Annotated in this window: 17 protein-coding genes; 2 read left to right on the top strand and 15 right to left on the bottom strand. The window is 62.0% G+C overall.

The window, feature by feature from the left end:
• Positions 1-12: 12 nt before the first annotated feature.
• From AC4CWF_RS08720 to AC4CWF_RS08655, 14 genes are all read right to left on the bottom strand, one after another.
• Positions 13-720, bottom strand: coding sequence for an ABC transporter ATP-binding protein (locus AC4CWF_RS08720; protein ID WP_491284966.1), 708 nt, complete (start codon positions 718-720; stop codon positions 13-15).
• On the bottom strand, positions 717-1,433 hold the full coding sequence (locus AC4CWF_RS08715) for an ABC transporter ATP-binding protein (RefSeq protein WP_491284964.1): 717 nt from the start codon (positions 1,431-1,433) through the stop codon (positions 717-719). The genes AC4CWF_RS08720 and AC4CWF_RS08715 overlap by 4 nt, the downstream gene beginning before the upstream one ends.
• Positions 1,430-2,464, bottom strand: a complete 1,035-nt coding sequence (locus AC4CWF_RS08710) for a branched-chain amino acid ABC transporter permease (RefSeq protein WP_491284962.1) — start codon at positions 2,462-2,464, stop codon at positions 1,430-1,432. The genes AC4CWF_RS08715 and AC4CWF_RS08710 overlap by 4 nt, the downstream gene beginning before the upstream one ends.
• Before the next feature lies 1 nt (position 2,465).
• Positions 2,466-3,341, bottom strand: coding sequence for a branched-chain amino acid ABC transporter permease (locus AC4CWF_RS08705; protein WP_491284960.1), 876 nt, complete (start codon positions 3,339-3,341; stop codon positions 2,466-2,468).
• Between the two features lie 11 nt (positions 3,342-3,352).
• The gene (locus AC4CWF_RS08700) at positions 3,353-4,612 is read right to left on the bottom strand and encodes an ABC transporter substrate-binding protein (RefSeq protein ID WP_491284958.1); all 1,260 of its coding nucleotides are present in this window, start codon (positions 4,610-4,612) and stop codon (positions 3,353-3,355) included.
• Positions 4,613-4,687: 75 nt separating this feature from the next.
• Complete coding sequence (locus AC4CWF_RS08695) at positions 4,688-6,283, bottom strand: GMC family oxidoreductase (RefSeq protein ID WP_491284956.1); 1,596 nt, start codon at positions 6,281-6,283, stop codon at positions 4,688-4,690.
• 66 nt (positions 6,284-6,349) lie between these two features.
• Entirely contained in the window at positions 6,350-7,756 is a 1,407-nt protein-coding gene (locus AC4CWF_RS08690; RefSeq protein WP_491284954.1) for an aldehyde dehydrogenase family protein, read from the bottom strand.
• 115 nt (positions 7,757-7,871) lie between these two features.
• A complete protein-coding gene (locus AC4CWF_RS08685) occupies positions 7,872-8,825 on the bottom strand; it encodes a helix-turn-helix domain-containing protein (RefSeq protein WP_491284952.1) in 954 nt (317 codons plus the stop codon).
• Between the two features lie 135 nt (positions 8,826-8,960).
• Entirely contained in the window at positions 8,961-9,965 is a 1,005-nt protein-coding gene (locus AC4CWF_RS08680) for a phosphotransferase enzyme family protein (RefSeq protein WP_491284950.1), read from the bottom strand.
• Positions 9,966-9,973: 8 nt separating this feature from the next.
• On the bottom strand, positions 9,974-11,257 hold the full coding sequence (locus AC4CWF_RS08675; protein WP_491284947.1) for an aspartate aminotransferase family protein: 1,284 nt from the start codon (positions 11,255-11,257) through the stop codon (positions 9,974-9,976).
• A 1-nt stretch (position 11,258) separates the two neighbouring features.
• On the bottom strand, positions 11,259-12,620 hold the full coding sequence (locus tag AC4CWF_RS08670) for an aspartate aminotransferase family protein (protein WP_491284945.1): 1,362 nt from the start codon (positions 12,618-12,620) through the stop codon (positions 11,259-11,261).
• 18 nt (positions 12,621-12,638) lie between these two features.
• Positions 12,639-13,289, bottom strand: a complete 651-nt coding sequence (locus AC4CWF_RS08665; protein WP_491284943.1) for an HAD family hydrolase — start codon at positions 13,287-13,289, stop codon at positions 12,639-12,641.
• Complete coding sequence (locus AC4CWF_RS08660; protein ID WP_491284941.1) at positions 13,286-14,554, bottom strand: Tm-1-like ATP-binding domain-containing protein; 1,269 nt, start codon at positions 14,552-14,554, stop codon at positions 13,286-13,288. Before AC4CWF_RS08660 ends, AC4CWF_RS08665 begins: the two co-directional genes overlap by 4 nt.
• Positions 14,555-14,574: 20 nt before the next feature.
• Positions 14,575-15,342 (bottom strand): IclR family transcriptional regulator, encoded by a 768-nt coding sequence (locus AC4CWF_RS08655; RefSeq protein WP_491284938.1) that lies wholly within the window; start codon positions 15,340-15,342, stop codon positions 14,575-14,577.
• Positions 15,343-15,655: 313 nt separating this feature from the next.
• On the opposite strand from AC4CWF_RS08655, the gene AC4CWF_RS08650 reads away from it, so the two are divergent.
• Positions 15,656-17,110, top strand: a complete 1,455-nt coding sequence (locus tag AC4CWF_RS08650) for an APC family permease (protein WP_491284936.1) — start codon at positions 15,656-15,658, stop codon at positions 17,108-17,110.
• Positions 17,111-17,185: 75 nt separating this feature from the next.
• Positions 17,186-18,664 (top strand): aldehyde dehydrogenase, encoded by a 1,479-nt coding sequence (locus AC4CWF_RS08645; RefSeq protein ID WP_491284934.1) that lies wholly within the window; start codon positions 17,186-17,188, stop codon positions 18,662-18,664.
• Positions 18,665-18,948: 284 nt separating this feature from the next.
• Here AC4CWF_RS08645 and hpaI read toward each other — a convergent pair whose 3' ends face one another.
• Positions 18,949-19,755: a 4-hydroxy-2-oxoheptanedioate aldolase gene (hpaI, locus tag AC4CWF_RS08640; protein ID WP_491284932.1), complete on the bottom strand. Its 807-nt coding sequence runs from the start codon at positions 19,753-19,755 to the stop codon at positions 18,949-18,951.
• Positions 19,756-19,769 lie beyond the last annotated feature (14 nt).

Here is a 19,769-nt window from a genome sequence, read left to right as displayed (position 1 = left end):
TGTGTGCTGAGTCTAGGTCAGATAAGCCTTGTGCAGGATTTCCGGATCCTTGACGAGCACATGCGGATCTCCGCTATAGGCGAGACGTCCTCGCGCCATGACATGGGCTTCGTCCGCCAGCGACAGTGCGACGGCCGTGAATTGCTCGATCAGCAGGATACCCGTTCCTTCGCGGGCCAGACGGGCGACCACGCCCATAAGGCGTTTGACGATTAGCGGTGCAAGGCCGAGCGACATCTCGTCGGCAAGAATAAATTTGGGTCGGCAGATCAGCGCCTGACCCAGCGCCAGCATCTGCTGCTGCCCGCCAGACATGGAGCCTGCCCGCTGGTTCCGGCGTTCGGCCAGTTCCCCGAAGATCGCATAGATCTCGTCGAGAGCCTGGGTGAGTGCCGCCTTCGAATGCCCGTGACCGGCGGTCATCAGATTATCCTCGACCGACAGGCCCGCAAGCACGCGATGGCCTTCAGGCACGGCCGCGATGCCGGCAGAGCGTACGACCTGCGTGCTCGCGCCACCGAGCGAGCGTCCGGCGAACATGATGGTTCCCGCTTCCAATGGTAACGCCCCGGCCAGGGCCAGCACCAGCGAACTCTTGCCCGCGCCATTCGGCCCCAGCAGCGCCGTCACCTTGCCGGGCGCAAGCTGCATGGTCACGTCGTCGACGACCCGCTTGACGCCGCGACGGACCGACAGGTTGAAGATTTCAAGCACGCTCATTCCACCTCCTCCGTTCCGAGATAAACAGCGCGAACGCGATCGTCGGCCAAAACCGTTGCGGTCTCGCCATAGGTGACCAGCGATCCGAAATCGAGCACCATGGTATGCTGACAGGTTGCCTGGATCAGATCCACGTCATGGTCGATCAGAAATGTCCTGGCGCCGATCGTACCCGCAATCTCGGTGATCACGCTGCGAAGCCGCGCAACTTCAATTTGTGAAAAGCCCGCACCGGGCTCGTCAAGCAGGATCAGCTTCGGACGGCCGGCCACACATCGCGCCAGTTCCGTCATCCGCCGTTCGAAGGAATTGAGTGTGGCGACCGGCTGCCGGCGCAAGGCGGTAATGCCGGTAAACTCCAGCGCCTGCTGCAGGAAGCGTTCCCCCTCGCCGCGCGACAGCGGCAAGGCGTCGAGAACCACGCGCACATTGTCCTCGACGGTGAGTTCATCGACGGCCTGCTCCTTCTGGAAGGAACGCCGCAGACCCCAGCGCGCGCGCTGATGCGGCAAAAGCCCGGTCAGGTCATCGCCAAAGGCCAGAATACGGCCGGCCTGGGGGCGAACAAAGCCCGACAGGACGTTGAGAAAGGTGGTCTTGCCCGCGCCGTTCGGTCCGATAATGCCGACGACCGGCGCATCGAGCGAAACCGAAACTGACCGGAGCGCGGTCACGCCGCCGAAACTGACGGTGAGATTGTCGATCTCGATCATCGCGACTGATCCTTTCTGGCCCGGGCAATGAGGCCACGCGCGAGGTCCTCGATCTGGCCGGCCAGGCCGCGGGGCGCCGTGGCCAAGGCGTGAATGAGCGCTGCGCCGAAAATGATATAGGCCGCATCGCCATTCACCCCGAGATCGTTGAGCAGCGCCGGCACGAATCGATAGAGGCCAGCAGCAACGATCGCCCCGAGATGGGTCCAGGCCCCGCCGACAATGGTGAGCGCAAATATCATCACCGATTCCGCCGCCGGAAAACTTCTCGCGTCGAGCATCTGCAGATTGCCGGCGAGCAACACCCCGGCGATGCCGGCCAGAAAGCCGGACAATGCAAAAGCCCAGATCTTGTAGTGGGTGACATCGACGCCGGCCGACATGGCGGCGGCTTCCGAACGGCGGATCATCGCCCAGGCCCTGCCGGGTCTGGCCTTCTCATGCCAGTGGATCAGCCCCATGCCGAGCGCCGCAACAATGACGCAGTAGCTAAAATACCCTGCGTCCGAGCCCGCAAAAACCGGGCGTGGCATGTATCCGGCAGCCTTGACCGCAAAGCCTAAAAACCCCTCCCCGCCATTCGGGAACTGAATGACATTGACCAGGATGGCGAAGGCACCGGCGATCATCAGCGTCACCAGAGCCAGATAAAGGCCCCGCATGCGAAGCGCCGGATAGGCGAAGATCATGCCGAAAATGGCAGCCGCGATACCGCCGGCCAAAAGGTTGACCTCGAACGGCGTGCCGAAACCATAGGCAAACCGCAGCCCAACCCAGCCGCCAGCACCCATCAGCGCCACATGCGCCAGCGACACGAGGCCCAGCCGCCGATAAAGCAACGCGATCGACGCAGATGTCAGCGTGTAGATGGCAACGCCCGTCAGAACCTTGAGCCAGAGTGCCGCCAGGAAGAGTGGGGGCAGGAAGGCCAGAGCAAGCACACAGGCAATCACCGGCACGGTGGATCGCGCAATCGCGGGTTTTTCTGACGGGGCAGCCGCGGAAAAGGACAGGTCGTGTGGCAAGGACATATCAATCTTCCCCGGCAAAAGTCAGGCGGCGGCTGCGCTGCAGCCACATCAGGGCGAGCGTGGCGATGACGAAGGGGGCGGCAACCCGGAATGGCGCGATCGGCTTGACAAGGGTCAGCATGCTTTCCGTGATCCCGATGACCAGTCCCGCCGAAAAGGTGACGGGAATGGACGTCAGCCGGCCGATAATCGTGGTGGCGATGACGGGGATGACGAGAAAGGTCAGCACAGCCGGATCCAGCCGGACAAGATCGCCGAACAGCAGCCCTGTGAACCCGGCGAGAGCACCGGAAATACCCCAGGCAATCGCCTCGACCTTGCGCACGGGCACACCCAACACGCCGGATACCTCGCGATTGTCGGCAAGCGCCCGCATCAGGAGACCCGTGCGGGTGCGCGTGAGATAGATGCCCATGGCGACCGTGGCAAAAAGCCCGCCGCCAAAGGCGATCAGCCGTGTGCCATTAACGCGCAGTCCGAGAAGCTGCACCCCGACCGGATCCGAAAACAGCCCCAGCTTGCGGGAGGTGACCACCCAGATCAGGTTCATCAGCCCCAGCAGGCAAAGCGCAAAGCCAAGTGTCGCGACGGCCTTGATGACCGGTTCGCGATGCGACAGTTTCGGCGCGACGAGAAGCCCGAACCCCAGCGACAGGGCAAAGCTGACCGATATCGCAGCAACCCACGCCAGCGGTTCGGGCAAATGCCATTCGAGGATCTGCCAAGCCGTCATGGCGCCCATGGCACCGATGGCACCATAGGCAAAGTTAAGCACACCGGTGGCGCGGTTGAGGATCACCAATCCCACGCCGCCCAGCGCATAAAGGGCGCCGACGGCAAGCCCCGAAACCAGGAACATTCCATAGGCGCCCAACATACCTGACATCCTCAGTTGCCAATGCCGAGCGCTTTTTCGTCGGCGCGGTAAGGCTCGAGATAGGCGCTGTCGACGTCGGCGCACTCACCGACCACCTTGTAGCCGCCCGCGACCATCTGGACCATTGTATTGGCATGGTTCGGCATGTGGCGGTCGCCATTGCCGACGTAATAAGGGCCGCAGAGCAGATCGGAGGTATAGTTCTTGATGCCGCGGATTGCCGCGGTGACGCTGGCACGATCGAGCTTCGCCGGATCCTGTTTCAAAAGCGCATCGACGAAGAAGCGCGCCGAGAGATAACCGGCCTGGCTGAAGGTGTCGCGCGGGTCCTCGGGTTTGCCATGGGTATCGAGCACATCGCGCCAGTTGGTGGCATCCGGACCCGTGCCGTCGATCGGCGTCAGTTCGGCGTTGACATACAAGACACCCGCCCAGCCGTCGCCGAGCATGGCGGGCACATCGCGATCATAAAGCGGGGTGGAGGAGATCCATTTGTAATTGTCCCGCTGGCCCGATTCCTGCACCACTTTTAACAGCGCAGCCGCCATGCCGGCAGGCAGGTTGACCAGGATGGTATCGGCCCCCGATGCAACGGCTTCCAGGAAGGCGGAGTTCATGTCGGCCGCAGATGGATCGAGCAGCACGCTGGAGCCAGAAAGCCCCTTCGACTGCATATATTTTTCCGTCCAGCCGCAGGAATAGGGTCCCACACTCGGGATGGTCAGACCGATGCAGACGACGTTTTTCGAGCCGAGATTACCCACCGCCCACTGCGCAGCCCCGACCGACGAAGGAAGCGGGCCTTCATTGGTCGACACGATGTTGCGCGATTCAAAACATTCCGCCACCGCGCAGCCGGAGGCCATCGCCATCACGCCTTCTTCTTCGTAGAGCTTAGCGTTGACGCCCATCTCGACGAAGGAGGCATTGCCGACCAGGGCGACAACCTTTTTGTCCTTCACAAGCTTGGTTGCCACCTGGGCGGCGACTTCCGGGTTCCACTGATCGTCCTCGACCAGATATTCCACCGGGCGCCCATTGATGCCGCCATTGGCATTAACGCAGTCGAAATAGGCCTTTGCCGCCTTTGATGCAGACGAAAAGTCGTCCGGGCCCGTCTGGCCGACGATCGCACCGACCTTTATCGGCGCCCCGCTTGCCACCTGACCAGTGTTCAAACCGCAGCTCGGTGCAGCGACAGCCGTACCGACATTGGCAAAAAACAGGGCCGCGACTGCGGCCGCACCATAAAGAAAATGCGCACTCTGCATGTTGTTTCCTCCCATGGGAGCCGGATGATCCCGGCGCGTGGCCAAATGGCCGATCAATGCCGCCCTCGCTCCTCCTCAGGCGGCAAGATCCTTTCCAAGAATGAAGCGGCTTGCCCGCTCCCCGATCATGATCGTCGGTGCATTGGTGTTGCCAGACACGAGCGTCGGCATGATGGAGGCGTCAGCAACCCTCAACCGGTCGACGCCGAACACCTTAAGATCCTCGCCGACTACGGCCATACGATCATCGGCAGGCCCCATCTTGGCGGTACCAGACGGATGAAACACGGTCTTCGACACGCTGCGGATATAGTCGCGCAAGGCCTCCTGATCCTTCTCGACGCCCGGCTCGGGCAGAACGCGCCGCTTGATTAGCCTGGCGAGCGATGGTGCTTCGGTGATCCGGATGGCAAGTTCCACGCCCCGAACCAGCGTCTCCAGATCGGCCGGGTTTGAAAAGCTGTTGGCATTAAACAGCGCCGGATCGTCCGGATTGGACGAGCGCAGCTTCACCGTGCCGCGCGACTGGGGTCGCAGGAAACACGGCCCGATCGAAATGCCGTGCCCCGGGTGCGCCTCACGCTCGCCGAAACCGTTGAAGCTTGGCAGTACATGGAACTGGATATCCGGCTGCCCCGTGCCCGCGGTGTCGACGAAACCACCGGATTCGACCACGGTGGAGGTGAGGAGCCCGGTCTTGGTCAGCATATATTGCAGCATGTGGCCGACGGCAGCCAGACCACGATCCTGCCCAAACAGCGAGATCGGGTCACGCACCTCGGCCTGCACCGTGGCTTCCAGATGATCCTGATAATTTTCGCCAACGCCCGGCAGGTCAGTGACAACGTCGATGCCGTGGGCAGCCAGTTGCGCTGCAGCACCGATGCCGGACAGTTGCAGGATTTTGGGCGTCGCGATGGCCCCGGCCGTCAGCACGATCTCGCCGCGGGCCTTGATGCGCTCGCCCGTCGACAACTGGACGCCGGTCGCCGTCCGCCCCTCGAACAACACCTTGTGAACCTTGGTACCGGTCAGGATCTCAAGATTGGAGCGGTTCTCCGCGTCGCGCAGGAAGGCCTGAGCCGCACTCCAGCGACGACCGTTATTGGTCGTCGTCTGGTAGAAACCGACGCCCTCCTGCAGCTGGCCATTAAAGTCTTCGTTGTAGCGCAAACCCGCTTCCTGGGCGGCACGCACGAAGGCCCAGGACAGAGGGTGGCCGAACCTGCGGTCTGAGACCTTCAGGGCCCCCTCGCCGCCATGAAATTCGCCCGCCAGCCGCTGGTTGCCCTCGATGTCCCGGAACACCGGGAGAACCTTGTCATAGGACCAGGATCGGCAGCCCATCTGCGCCCAGGTGTCGTAATCCTGGCGCTGGCCACGGATATAGATCATCGCATTGATCGAACTGCCACCACCGAGCACATTGCCCTGGGGCACGATGTTCGGCTTGCCCTTAAGACCCGCATCCGGCTCGGACGTGTAGAAATGGACGTCGCGTCCTTTCTCGATGACCTTGAAGAAGGTCGCCGGAATATGGATGAAGCGATCGCTGTCCTTCTGACCGCTTTCGATCAGCAGCACGCGGTTGGCCGGATTTTCCGACAGGCGGGCAGCGACCACCGAACCCGATGAACCGCCTCCGACCACGATATAGTCAAATTCACGCATGGAACTCCCCTCCCGGAAGCAGGCTTCCGTTTCGCCAAGCCAGCAACTTCGTCTTGCCGGTCAAAATCAGGAAAAGACGGTCTGGATGACCGTGAATTCCTTCAGCCCATCGACGCCGAACTCCACCCCGACGCCGGACTGCTTTACGCCGCCGAAGGGCGCATTGGGCTGGATGGCACCGTGCTTGTTGATCCAGACCGAACCGCATTCGAGGCGGCTCGCGACCGCTTTGGCCTGCGCCACGTCGCTGGACCAGACGGACCCGCCGAGACCGCTCGGATTGTCATTGGCCATGGCGATGGCCTCTTCGATGTCGTGGTATCGAACGATCGGCAGCGCCGGACCGAATTGCTCGAGATCGACGAGCTTGGCGCCGTGCTGCAGGTCCGCAATCAGCGTGACGGGATAGAAGTAACCCGCCCCCCCGGTCGGTTGTCCGCCCGTCAGCACCCGTCCGCCCTTTTCGATCGCGTCGTTGACATAATCGGACACGATGGTGAATTGCTGGGCGTTCTGCAGCGGTCCGAGCACGCTGTCATCTGCCAGCCCGTCGCCGACCTTGATCTGCTCCGCATAGGCGGCAAGCGCTTCGCAAACGGCATCATAGATGCTGTCATGGACGTAGAGGCGCTTGAGGCAGGCGCAGGTCTGGCCACTGTTGATGAAGGCGCCCCAGAACAGGCCCTCGGCAATCGCCTTGGGATCCGCATCCGGCAGCACGATGCCGGCATCGTTTCCGCCGAGTTCAAGCGTCAGGCGCTTCAATGTGTCGGCCGCCGACGCCATGACCCGGCGACCGGTGGCCGTCGACCCTGTGAAGGTGACCTTGGCGATATCCTTGTGAGTTGTCAGCGCGCTGCCGAGATCATTGTCATCGGTGATGACGTTGACCACGCCCGGCGGAACGACAGTGTTGAGCAGTTCCACCAGCCGGATGGTCGACAGCGGCGTGTTCGGTGAAGGCTTGATGACGACGGTGTTGCCGGTGCGAATGGCGGGAATGATGTGCCAGCAGGCGATCATCACCGGCCAGTTCCACGGCGTGATTGCGCCAACGACACCGATGGGCTTGCGGTGCAGCTCGACCCGGCCTTCCGGTCCATCCTGCACGATCTCGACCGGCAGTTCGAGCGACGCTGTATAGCGGGTCCAGGCGACCGCACCGCCGATCTCGAAGCGTGAGCCGAGGCCGTTCAGCGGCTTGCCCTGCTCCAGGGTCAGCAGGTGGGAGAGTTCATCCGCGTGAGCCTCGATGGTCTCGGCAATCTTCGCGCACAAGGCGGCGCGCTCTTGCGAACTGGTCGCGGCCCACCCCGGAAAGGCCCGCTTGGCGGCGGCGATGGCCGCTTCCAGGTTATCGAGCGATGCGAGCGGCGACAGCCCGACCACCTCACCCGTCGACGGGTTCTTTACCTGTCTGTGGCGCGCGGTAGCGATCGACTGTCCGTCGATGACGAGTCCGTATTCCTTCACGAGGCATCCTCCCATGCACGATCATGGGAGGAGGTTAGCGCCCGTCAGAGCCGTCGTCTTGGAACGGGACGCGGCCCGAATTGGACAAAAACGCGACGACCCGCGCAATCGACGATCAGGATGCGACATCCTTCGGCGAGCAATCGAACAGCTTGCGGAAACTCCGGTTGAAATAGGAGATATCGTTGAACCCGACCGAATAGGCGACATCGGCGATGGCCCCCGGCTGGCGCGTTCCACGCAGGCTTTCAAGCCGGGCCCGCGCCAGATGCAATCGCTTCAGCTTGATCATGCCGGTCACCGTCGTGCCCTGAGCATTCATGTCTTCCTGCAGGGTGCGGAGCGACACGCCGATCCTGTTTGCCAGCCATTGCGGGGTCAGCCATTCCTCCGTCAGGTTCTCGTCGATGAGCACCTGCACCACCTCGATCCGCCCGGTCATGCTGTCTGGTCGCAGGAAAAGCTCTTCGCCGGGATCGGAAGCAAAGGCCTGACGGGTCGTGTTGAACAGCAGTTCGCGCAGATGGGGCGCCCGACTGTCGTGGTTCGACGTCTTCATCAGCTTTGCGATGAGCGCGCCGAGCATGACCGACATCGGATCGTCGGCGCCGATCTTGCGGCTGACCGACATGCGCGTGGACCTGTCCGACAGAAGAAACTGGCGCGGCATGTGAACGGAGAGATGGTTGGAAAAAGAACCGCCAAAATAGAACATCGAAGGCCGTGCTGAATCGACCAGAATGCATTCCCCGGGGTCGAGCCGCTCCTGGCGGCCGGATTGCTCTATCCCGCAGGACCCTTCCAGTTGCAGCAACAGGAAAAGGTTGTCCCCATGGTCCGCCCGGATATCGTCAGGATCGCGGCGGATGAAATCGAGATTGTTGGCGACCTGGGCGACTTCCATGCCACCGGCATTCGAGACCTCCGCTCCTCCAACGACGCGATCACGGCGATCAAGCCGGCTTGGATTGAAAGTGCCGCAGATCGATTTCAGGTTCGCCGACCAATCATCGAAATGCAGGCTCGGCCATTGCTGCGGGATTTTTCCCGCAAAGCTCTCCAGATACATATCCGCCTCCTCCCAAAGCCGGTTTCGTATTTAGTGAGCATGTTAACAATTTTTGGCGAATGTCAAATCCTCCCGCGCCCGCAATGGGGCGGGCGACGGCCCATCGCAAATTTGCCTGGCCAAAGTCGCCAGACGTCAGGCAACCTCACCCGCCAATGCCAATGTATCGGCGACGTAACGCTTGAGCCGCTCAGCCGTATCCGGCATGTCCAAGCGATGCCCGGCCCAGCCGATATAGGTGACACTGCGCAACAGCATGAACAGGGGCAGCGTCTCGAGGTGGTTATCCGGCAGCGACCGGACGGTGCGATAACCTTCGATCAACGCCGCCGCCATCAGGGGATAGGCCGGCTCGTCCCGGTTCTTGAACAGCGCCGTCGCGATGTCGAACATGCGCCAGCCATGGCCGCCATCATCGAAATCGATCATCTCGATCTTGTCGCCGTCGATGAGCACGTTTTCCCGCACCAGATCTGCGTGGATCAGACCATAGTCGAGCCCCAGGGCGGCGCTCTCCTCCACTCGTTTCCGTAGACTGTCACGCAACTTGCTTAGGCGTCGTGCTTCCTCTGGCGACAAGCCGGGGCAATCCCAGAACCGTCCCCAGAGCGGCGTCTCCCCAAGCAACCCGTCAACATCCCAGGCGGGACGGACAAAGGACGCAGACGACGCCCAGGCATCGCTGATCGCATGCATCCGCGCCATGGCGTCACCCAGCGCCCGGAAGATCCCGACGAGCGCATCCGGTGTATGGGACAGTGGCACACCAGACCGACCGAGTGGTGCCCCCCGCATCCAGCTGACGATATCCGCATGCTGGCTGCCGAAATCATGGCTTTCATCCAGGCCAATGATATGACGTCCGTCCGCGGTCGCCACGGGCGCCGGAACCCGCAGACCGGCTTCGCCCAAGGCAGCCATCCAGGCCAGTTCCGAAACGAGTGCAGGCTGACCGTGATAACCCGGCCGATGCAGCCGAAGAGCCGCCGGCTCGCCATTGGCAAGGCGGATGCGAAAGACTGCATTTTCGCGATATTTGAGAAGCTCCGGCGTTTGTGCGGCAAGCCCCCAGGCAGCGAGCGCCTGCTGGGCGCGCGCTGTCAGTGCCTCAAGCGTCGGAACGCTGTTCTGATGTTCCATCTGCGCTGTCACAGCCCCGTCAACACGTCGTCAAGAGTAGAGAGCATCAGGTCGGCATTGTCCTTGGAAAAGGGCATGGGCGGCCGGATCTTGGTGGCGCATTGGTGGATGCCGAGCTTGCCCATCAGCACGCCCCGCTGACGCATCTCGTTGCTCACCCGTGTGGCCATATCGGCGGCACCGGCTTTCGTTTCCCGATCGAGCACCAGTTCCGCACCGAAAAACAGACCGTTGCCACGCACGTCGCCGATAATGTCGTGTTTCGCGGCCAGCCGCTTCAAGCCATCCTTGGCGTAAGCACCGACGATGCGGGCATTCTCCATCAGCTTCTCGTCCTCGATCACGTCGAGAACCGCCATGGCCGCCGCACTCGACACCGGATTTCCGCCAAACGTGTTGAAATAACGGAAGGCCTTGCGGAAGGCATTAAGCGTATCGGCATTGGCGACAACACCGCCGACCGGATGGCCATTGCCCATCGGTTTGCCAAGGGTCACCACGTCGGGCAGGATGCCGATGCGCTGGTGACCCCACATGTGACCACCGGTCCGGCCGAATCCCGGCTGAACTTCATCACAAATGACGAGACCGCCCGCCTTGCGCACGGCAGCGACAGCCTTGTCGAGGAAGCCTGCCGGCAGATCCGGAAAACCCTCATTGGCGAAATACGGGCAGATGATCAGCGCAGAAAAGCCGAACGGGCTTTCCTGCAGCGAGGCGATCGCCTTTTCCACCTCTGCGGCAAAGGCTTTCGCAAAGGCGTCACCGGGCTCGCCACCGAGCGGGCGATAGCTGTCAGGCGCCGGAACATGGCGGACATGGCCGCCATAACCGCCGACGGGGGGCATGCGGATCGAGAGCTGCGACACGGCCGTGGTATTGCCGTGATAGGTGAAGTCGGTGGCAATGACACCGGTCTTGCCGGTCACGGCCTGCGCCATGCGCAAGGCCACGTCATTGGCCTCGCTGCCGGTGCAGGTCATGATCGCCGTGTCGAGGCTTTTGTCGAAGGTGGCCGTCAGCCGCTCGACATAATTCAGGATGCCCTCGTGCAGATAGCGCGTATGCGTGTTCAACGTCGAGGCCTGGCGGGTGATCGCCTCGACCACGCGCGGATGGCAATGGCCGACATGCGGCACATTGTTGTAGCAGTCGAGATATTTGCGGCCATCGGCATCCCAAAGCCAGACGCCCTCTCCGCGCACCAACTGGACCGGATCCTGATAGAACGTCGACATGTTACGGCCCAAAAGCCGCTCACGGCGTGCCAGCAGGGTTGCGTTATCGGTCATCTCACTTACCTCCCGCGGCCGCAGTCAAACCGGCATCGAGAGCCGAAAGAATACGGCTCACATGCTCGGTGGTGATGATCAGGGATGGGGAGACGATGACGTTGGTCCCGGACGTGCGCACCATGACGCCGGCCTCATAGGCCTTGTCCTGCACGGTCTGGACCACGCCCTTTGAAGCACCCGTTTTTGTCGCGCGATCGCTGACCAGTTCGAGTGCGCACATCAACCCCTTGCCGCGCACATCACCGATCAGCTCGTGCCGGCTCTGAAGTTCGCGCAAGCCCGCCAGCAGTTCCTCGCCACGCGCCCCGGCATTGGTCGCGACATCGAGACGCCTGGTCTCCTTCAGCGTCGCCAGCGCGGCTGCGGCCCCCACCGGATGGCCGGAATAGGTATAGCCATGGCCAATCGTGCCGAGCGTATTCTTGTTCGCCTCGAACGCCTGGGCGATCTTGTCGGCGATCATCACGGCGCCGAAGGGGAAATAGCCATTGGTGATGGCCTTGGCCGTCGACATCATGTCCGGCTTCACGCCCCAGAGGCGCGACCCGGTCCACGCACCGGTGCGGCCAAAAGCAGTGATCACCTCGTCGGCGATCAACAGGATGCCGTGGCGGTCGCAGATATCGCGCATCAGCGGCATGAAGGTTTCGTGCGGCACCATGATGCCGCCAGCACCCAGCACCGGCTCCATGATGAAGGCCGCGATGGTATCAGCGCCCTGGAAGGCGATCTCGTCCTCGAATTGCCGGCCGATGGCAGCAGCAATCTCGGCCGGATCGTCTGTGCCGAAGGGGTTGCGATAAGCGTAAGGCGCGGCCAGATGCGAGACGCCGGGCAGAAGCGGCTCGTAGTTGCGGCGATTGTTGGCATTGCCATTAACCGAGGCGCCGCCGAAATGCGTGCCGTGATACCCCTTTTTCAGCGCAACGAACTTGGTGCGTTCCGGCTGACCATTGACCTTGTGATACTGGCGGGCGAGCCGGAGGCAGGTCTCCACCGAATCCGAACCGCCCGAGGTGAAGAACGCCCGGGTCAAGCCGTCCGCCTTGAACCATTCTGCAAGCTCATAGGAGAGCTCGATCAGCGGCGGATGCGTCGTGCCGCGGAAAGCCGAATAATAGGGCAGTTCCTCCAGCTGCTCGCGGATCGCCTGCTTGATCGGCTCCGAGGAGTAGCCGAGATTGACGTTCCACAGCCCGCCAACACCGTCCAGCACCGTCTTGCCATCGATATCAGTGATTTCGACACCGGATGCCGCCTTGATGATGCGGGGCGGATTGGCCAGCATGTCGGCCGGATGCGCCATCGGATGCCAGGCGTGACGAGCATTGTTTTCAGTCAGAAAGTTGGTTTCGCGCATGGCGCCGTCCTTTTTTTCTCAAAGTCCAAGCATGGAAAGGGCGCGGGCATAACCGTCCGCGGGGCGTGTGACGTCGAAATGCACACAGGGCAGATCAACCGCCTGCGCACCTTCGATATTCTTCAACTGGTCGTCGACGAAGACGCAGGCCTGGCGATCCAGGCCGACCTCGGTGATCACCTGCTCATAGGCACGGGGATCCGGCTTCAGGATCTTCGTATAGGTCGCATCAACGATCACATCGAAGAGATCGATCAGCGGAAAACGCTTGCGGAACTCGACGCCGTAGAACAGGTCGAGTTCGTTCGACAGGATGGCGAGCTTCAACCCGGCCGCCTTCGCCCGGGTGATCGCCTCGCGCGCTTCGGGGCGCAGGACAAGTTCGGCCTCGGCACCGCGGGCCCGCTGCACGAAGGTCTTCATGTCGGTCCACTCTTCGCCGACGAGACGACCGACTTCGGCGGTCCGCGTCATCCAGTAGTCACGCTCGGTGATCTCGCGGTTCTGCATGGAGACCCAGAGCGGATCGGTTGTCGTGTCAAAAGGACCACGCCAGGAGAGCGTGCCGGCCGGCAGACCGAGCGCCCGCTCGGTAATGTCGTGGGTCTCGAACAGCGTGCGGGTCACAACGCCGCCGAAATCGAGGATGAGAGCACGGTTGCCTGTCATGGTCTGCCTTCCGGAATAATGCCTTCGGAAACCCAGGCGTCAAAGACGGCAAGGGCCCGCTCAGAAAAAAGAGGAGAATTGATATGGGCCTCGACCTCGTGCAGCGTCACGCCAGCCGGGATCGCGCTGCGCATGGCGACGTTGAAGGCCGCCAGACCATCCGGATCGTGCAGCGGCTCGCCCGGCAGATCCCAGGCCTGAACCCCATGCAGGGGCAGGAGAAAGGCAACAGGCGCCGTTGCATGCGACAGTTTTTCGCCGATCAGGGCCGCAGTCGCCCGTCGCCCGTCCTGCGATGTGGTAACCGAGCCGATCAGTCGGTTATGCGCATGATAGGGCCGTTCTGCCAGCGCAGGCGGGCGGACCTGCCAGGAAGGCATATCCACCATGTCCATGGCCCCCGGCGCCACCAGCTGCGGAATGCCGAAACGCCCGGCGTTTTCCAACCGATCGGGGCCTGACGTGACCACCGTACCGTTCTGGTGATTGACGACTTCCTGCATGCAGAAATCGAAAACGGCGGCAAAACCCTTCTGAGCGGCAATCGCCTCGTAGGCCCGCCCACCCATGCCGGTGGAGTGGAACACGGCCACTTCATAACCCCGACGCTCCAGTTCCGGACGCAGATGCTTCATGTAGCGCAGGCAACTCGCGCCGAGCGAGGTCATGCCGATGAGAGGGCGCTCCTGCGACGGTCTGACGCTGGTGCGCGCAGCCCCCACAACAGCGCCGCAGGCCTGGGAGAGCACGGCGCGGCAAATGCCGTTCAGCCCATACAAACCGCCCGCCCACAGGATCATCATCAGATCCGGCGCGATACGCTCAGGCGGAACAAGGTGCGAATAGGCAATGGTGGACGCGACAAATTTCGGCACGCCAAGCGGCAGAGCCGCCGCCACATCCAGCGCAAGATCAGTGCCCATGGAGCCGCCGAGTGCAATGATCGCATCCGCCTTGCCGGCGGCATGCAGCGCCTTGGCAAGCGTCGCGGCACCAGCCGACATCAATTCCATCGCCGAATGCTCGTCGCCGCTGCCAATGATCGCCTCGATCGTGGTGCCGGCGGCGGCTGCAATGTCATGGCGCGAATAATCCGGCCGATACGGCGGGTCCGAGAGGACGCTGACATCGACCATGACCGGCTCGCCGCCGGCCTGACGGATGATATCGGCCATGAACTGCAGCTCGTCCGATTTCGTGTCACCCGTTCCGATGACGAGAATATTCGGTGTATGCGTGCTGGCGGTTGGTGCTCCAGGGCTCATTCAACTCGGTTCCCATGTTTTTATTGTCGTGTTCCCGAGGGTCTTTCCGACCCGTAGTATTTTTCTGAAATGCGCTTAGCGGCGTCCGTGACGGAGGCACCGAAACGGGCAAGGGTCGCTGCCTTGGCCCGCGCAACGGGCGCCGCGATGGTGATCGTGCCGATCGGCTGACCGCTCGGCGAAAGGATCGGTGCCGCCGTACTAACAACACCGACCTCCATGCCCTGGTCGCCGACCGAATATCCACGCTCGACCGTCTCCTGCAGCATCCGTCGCAGGACGGCTGCGTCCGTCGCGGTGTGGCTGGTGAAGCTCTGAAGCGGCTTGGCCAGAACGGCCTCAATCAGGCTGGGCGACGAAAACGCCAGAAAGGCCAGACCCGATGCGGTCGCGTGAAACGGCAAATAGGTGCCGACCTCGACGATCACCCGATGCGCGCGCGGCGAGTCCTCCACATGGATCGTCGCCAATCGCCCGCTGGCAAATTCCGACATGTGGACCGTCTCTTCCGCTGCCTCCACCAACGCCTTGACGAAGGGAACGGCTACGCGCAGCAGCGGATATCGCGCTTCCCGGATGCGGGCCAGACGGACCGGTGCCGCGCCAATCCGGTATTTGCGGGTCTCCGTGTCCTGCTCGACGAAGCCGTGTTTTTCCAGCTCCACCAGCAGGCGGCGGGCTGTTGCCTTGTCCAGATTGCACAGCCGCGCGATGTCCGTCAGTCCCGAATCTGTGGTCAATTGCGAGAGGCTGTCCAGCAGGGACAGGGCTTTGCCAACGGTGCTCATAAGGTCTCTCCTTGTTCGCTTCCCCAGACCCGCACGCCAAACACCTGAGTTCCGTTCCTCATCGCATGTCGATCGCGATTCCACCCAAGCGGCGGACGCAATCTACTTAACATGCGAATTAACTTGACAGGGTTGATCGATGTTTGCAAGTCTATATTTGAAGCTATGGTTCACTATACGAACCGATAGCCCGAACAGCCGAAAACCACAACAAAAATGATCGGCATGCATCGGATGAGGCTTCGAATGAGGAAATGGCTTCGGCACTGCCGAGGCAACGTCTGGTTATCGCAACAAGGGGAACGTTAGCGACATGGACAATCAATTCTCGCAGAGCGCAGGCGGGCAAAACCAGCTGCGCAAGAATAGCCTCGGCGTAGGCGCCGTCACATTCCTGGTGGTTTCGGCCGCGGCACCCCTGACGGCAGTTGCCGGCGGTGTTCCGCTGTCCATGTTGCTCGGCAACGGAGCCGGCATCCCGCTGACCTTCCTTCTGGTCACGGGCATCCTGATCCTGTTTGCCGTCGGTTATGTCGCCATGGCACGCCATATCCGCAACGCCGGCGCCTTTTATGCCTATACCGCACAGGGTCTCGGCGGCATGATGGGTGGGGCGGCAGCCCTGATTGCCATCCTCGCCTACAACGCCATGCAGATCGGGGTTTTCGGCCTCTTCGGTGCCGCCACATCCGGTTTTTTTGCCGGCATGGGACTGGAACTTCCCTGGTGGGTCTGGACCTATATCGGCATCGCCATCGTCGCCGTTCTCGGTTATCGCAGCGTCGATCTGTCGGCCAAGGTTCTGACCGTTCTCGTCATCCTGGAATACCTCGTCGTCCTGGTCATTGATGCGGCCATTTTCTTCAAGGGTGGCAACAGCGGCCTTTCGACTGTGCCCTTCACGCCCACGGCAATGATGAGCGGAACGCCGGCCATCGGCATCCTCTTCTGCTTTGCCGCGTTCATTGGCTTCGAAGCAACCACGATCTACAGCGAAGAAGCCCGCGAGCCGCAAAAGACCGTGCCGCGTGCCACCTATATCTCCGTTTTGATCATCGGCCTCTTCTATATGCTGACCTCGTGGTTGATGGTGGTCGGTGCCGGTGTCGAGAAGCTCGTGCCGGAACTGCAAGGCCTTGCCGATCCGACGACCTTCCTCTTCGGCCTGGCCGAGCGGTATGTCGGCGCCTGGATCATCCCGATCATGAACGCGCTCTTCGTCACCAGCCTGTTTGCCGGCGTGCTCGCCTTCCACAATGGCGTTGCCCGTTACATGTATGTTGCCGGTCGTGAAGGCCTGCTGCCCAGGGCAGTCGGCACCACCCACCCGCTTTTCCAGAGCCCGCATGTCGGCTCGGTGATCCAGACTGTCATTGCCGTCCTGGTGATCGCGCTCTTTGCCGCCACCGGCCAGGATCCGGTACTGGCGCTGTTCTCGTGGCTGACCAATGTCGGAACACTGGCGATCATCCTGTTGATGGCCTTTACGGCGTTTGCCATCGTGGCCTTCTTCAGCCGCAACCCAGGCCTGGAAAACAATGTTCTGGTCACCAAGGTGCTCCCGGTTGTCACCGGCGCCATCCTTTTGGCCCTGGTCATCTACATCGCCCTCAACTTCGGGGGCATCGCCGGTGCAAGCGGTTTCCTCGCGGTGTTCCTGCCGGGCCTGGTCGCAATCGCCGCCATCATAGGCTTCATCGCGGCAGCGCGTCTGAAGTTGACTGACGCCGCCCGCTTTGCACGCCTTGGGGCTGGCCAGTCCGCCTGATCGGTGGATGACGGATTGAATGACAACGCCTGGCGGGCATCTTGCCCGCCAGATTTCCAGGCGCGAGGAACACGTATGCAGGACAAGATCAATCAGCGTCGGGTGCTTAACATCGCCCCGCAGGCACTGTTCATCGATGGCGCGTGGCGAGAGCCGCAAACTGGCGCCACGATGGATGTCATTTCGCCGATCGACGGCCAGAAAGTCACCACCATTGCCGATGCGGCAGCAGCCGACGTCGATCTCGCCGTCAAAGCCGCCCGCAAGGCCTTCGACAAGGGCCAATGGTCAAAGGCCGCTCCCGCCGAGCGCAAGAAGGTGCTGCTGCGCATTGCAGAACTGATCGAGCGCGACGCGCTGGATCTCGCCGTTCTGGGCGTGCGCGACAACGGCACAGAGATCAGCATGGCGCTGAAGGCCGAACCCGGCAGTGCCGCCGCCACCTTCCGTTATTATGCCGAGGCCATCGACAAGGTCTATGGTGAGATCGCACCGACCGCCCCGAACGTGCTCGGCCTGATCCACCGCGAACCGGTTGGTGTGGTCGCCGCCATCGTGCCCTGGAATTTCCCGATGATGATCGGCGCCTGGAAAATTGCCCCCGCGCTGGCCGCCGGCAATTGCGTCGTGCTGAAGCCGGCCGAAGGCGCATCGCTGACGCTCCTCAGGCTTGCCAGCCTCTGCGCCGAGGCCGGGATTCCAGAGGGCGTCCTTAATGTCGTCACCGGCCGCGGCGCCGTCACCGGTGCAGCGCTCGGCCTGCACCCTGATATCGACGTGCTGGTCTTCACCGGCTCGGGCGGTGTCGGCCGCCGCCTGCTGGAATATTCGGCGCGTTCCAATCTGAAGCGGGTTTATCTGGAACTGGGCGGCAAATCGCCCAACATCGTCTTTGCCGACGCACCCGACCTCGACAAGGCGGCAAAGGTTTCGACCTCGGGCATTTTCCGCAATTCCGGACAGGTCTGCGTGGCAGGGTCACGACTGCTGGTGGAAAAATCCATTCACGAAGAGTTTGCGGAAAAGCTCGCCACGCTCGCCGCCGCCATCAGGGTCGGTGATCCCTTGTCCCTGACAACCGAATCCGGCGCAATCGCCAGCCAAATCCAGCTCGAGAAGGATCTCGGTTTTGCCGCGCAGGCCGTGTCGGAAGGTGCTCTCCTGCGGACCGGTGGAAAGCGCATTCTTGAAGAGACCGGCGGTTTCTATATGCAGCCGACCGTGGTCGACGTGACCCCGGACATGACGCTCGCGCGCGAAGAAGTCTTCGGCCCCATCCTCTCGATCATCCCCTTCGAGACGGAAGAAGAGGCGCTGCAGATCGCCAATGCCACCGATTACGGTCTGGCCTCGGCCGTCTGGACATCCAATCTCTCCCGCGCACACACCATGGTGCGTGGCATCAAGGCCGGCGTCGTGCACGTCAACACCTATGGCGGCTCTGACAACACCGTGCCACTCGGCGGTGTCAAACAATCCGGCAACGGCCATGACAAGTCACTGCATGCGTTGGAAAAATACACCGATCTGAAGACCGCCTGGTTTCAGCTGTGAACGCTGCAGTGACGACAAGATCAGGGGCTGCCGCTACGGGTGGCCCCATTTATTTCCTCTCCATCGCGCCGGGCATCCATGGCACGTCATGCGGAGAATTTTCGCATCGGCCAGGCGGCGTGTCAGGGGAGAGAAACCAGCAAGCACACGGTTGCCGTTTTCGTCAGCGGGTCGCAGTCGCGTCGCATCCACGACAACAGTGCAAGCCTCTGCCGGCATCCACCGGTTTCGAACGGACAAGGCACAATGCTGCAACCGCCACACCGGCCGGAGCATGAGTTTTCTCAATAAACCTTGGCCTCCCCGGCGCCCTTGGCCGGTTCAGCACCCCTGAAATCGGCAAGCAGCTTGCTGGTGGCATTTGCGAAAAGTGTAACGTCATTGCCGATGGCAACAAAGGTGGCACCAAGGTCGACATAACGTTTTGCCAGCGCCAGATCACCGATGAGGATACCGGCGGCCTTGCCATGGGACTGGATCTTCAAAAGTGCCCGCTCGACCTCAGCCTGGACTTCAGGCGCCCCGGGTTTGCCGAGATACCCCATGTCGGCGGCAAGGTCAGCCGGGCCGATAAAGACGCCATCGACGCCCTCGGTTGCTGCAATTTCGTTGAGGGCAGCAAGGCCGGCCCGGCTTTCGATCTGCAACAGCAGGCAGATCTCATCATTTGCCGTCTGCAGGTAATCCGGAATGCGGGAAAAGCGCGAAGCGCGCGCCAGCGCTGCCCCCACGCCGCGCACGCCATGCGGCGGATACCGCGTCGCCTTGACCAGCTCGGCCGCCTGCGCGCCGCTTTCGACCATGGGAATGAGCAGCGTCTGCGCGCCGATATCGAGCAATTGCTTGATGATCCAGGTCTCGCCGATCGGCGGCCGGATGATTGCATGGCTCGACGAGCCCTTCATCGCCTGCAACTGCGCGACCAGAAGCGGAATATCGTTCGGCGCATGTTCGGCGTCGAGCAGAAGCCAGTCATAACCGGCATCCGCCGAGATCTCGACCGTATAGGGATTGGCGAGCGCCTGCCAGAAACCAATCTGGGTCCGTTTTTCCCGGAGCGCCAGCTTGAAGGTGTTTTGCGGTGCGGGCATTGCCTAATCCTTAT

This window comes from Neorhizobium sp. PAMB6630 (assembly GCF_058242775.1).
Note: the sequence above shows the minus strand (reverse complement) of the source record. Positions and strands in the feature narration are given on the sequence as shown.

Bases quoted from the DNA above. Each gene is read 5' to 3' on its own strand.
- AC4CWF_RS08675 (WP_491284947.1), bottom strand. From the start codon at position 11,257: ATGACCGATAACGCAACCCTGCTGGCACGCCGTGAGCGGCTTTTGGGC.
- hpaI (WP_491284932.1), bottom strand. From the start codon at position 19,755: ATGCCCGCACCGCAAAACACCTTCAAGCTGGCGCTCCGGGAAAAACGG.
- AC4CWF_RS08720 (WP_491284966.1), bottom strand. From the start codon at position 720: ATGAGCGTGCTTGAAATCTTCAACCTGTCGGTCCGTCGCGGCGTCAAG.
- AC4CWF_RS08705 (WP_491284960.1), bottom strand. From the start codon at position 3,341: ATGTTGGGCGCCTATGGAATGTTCCTGGTTTCGGGGCTTGCCGTCGGC.
- AC4CWF_RS08700 (WP_491284958.1), bottom strand. From the start codon at position 4,612: ATGCAGAGTGCGCATTTTCTTTATGGTGCGGCCGCAGTCGCGGCCCTG.
- AC4CWF_RS08650 (WP_491284936.1), top strand. From the start codon at position 15,656: ATGGACAATCAATTCTCGCAGAGCGCAGGCGGGCAAAACCAGCTGCGC.
- AC4CWF_RS08660 (WP_491284941.1), bottom strand. From the start codon at position 14,554: ATGAGCCCTGGAGCACCAACCGCCAGCACGCATACACCGAATATTCTC.
- AC4CWF_RS08645 (WP_491284934.1), top strand. From the start codon at position 17,186: ATGCAGGACAAGATCAATCAGCGTCGGGTGCTTAACATCGCCCCGCAG.
- AC4CWF_RS08665 (WP_491284943.1), bottom strand. From the start codon at position 13,289: ATGACAGGCAACCGTGCTCTCATCCTCGATTTCGGCGGCGTTGTGACC.
- AC4CWF_RS08715 (WP_491284964.1), bottom strand. From the start codon at position 1,433: ATGATCGAGATCGACAATCTCACCGTCAGTTTCGGCGGCGTGACCGCG.
- AC4CWF_RS08680 (WP_491284950.1), bottom strand. From the start codon at position 9,965: ATGGAACATCAGAACAGCGTTCCGACGCTTGAGGCACTGACAGCGCGC.
- AC4CWF_RS08710 (WP_491284962.1), bottom strand. From the start codon at position 2,464: ATGTCCTTGCCACACGACCTGTCCTTTTCCGCGGCTGCCCCGTCAGAA.
- AC4CWF_RS08685 (WP_491284952.1), bottom strand. From the start codon at position 8,825: ATGTATCTGGAGAGCTTTGCGGGAAAAATCCCGCAGCAATGGCCGAGC.
- AC4CWF_RS08670 (WP_491284945.1), bottom strand. From the start codon at position 12,620: ATGCGCGAAACCAACTTTCTGACTGAAAACAATGCTCGTCACGCCTGG.
- AC4CWF_RS08695 (WP_491284956.1), bottom strand. From the start codon at position 6,283: ATGCGTGAATTTGACTATATCGTGGTCGGAGGCGGTTCATCGGGTTCG.
- AC4CWF_RS08655 (WP_491284938.1), bottom strand. From the start codon at position 15,342: ATGAGCACCGTTGGCAAAGCCCTGTCCCTGCTGGACAGCCTCTCGCAA.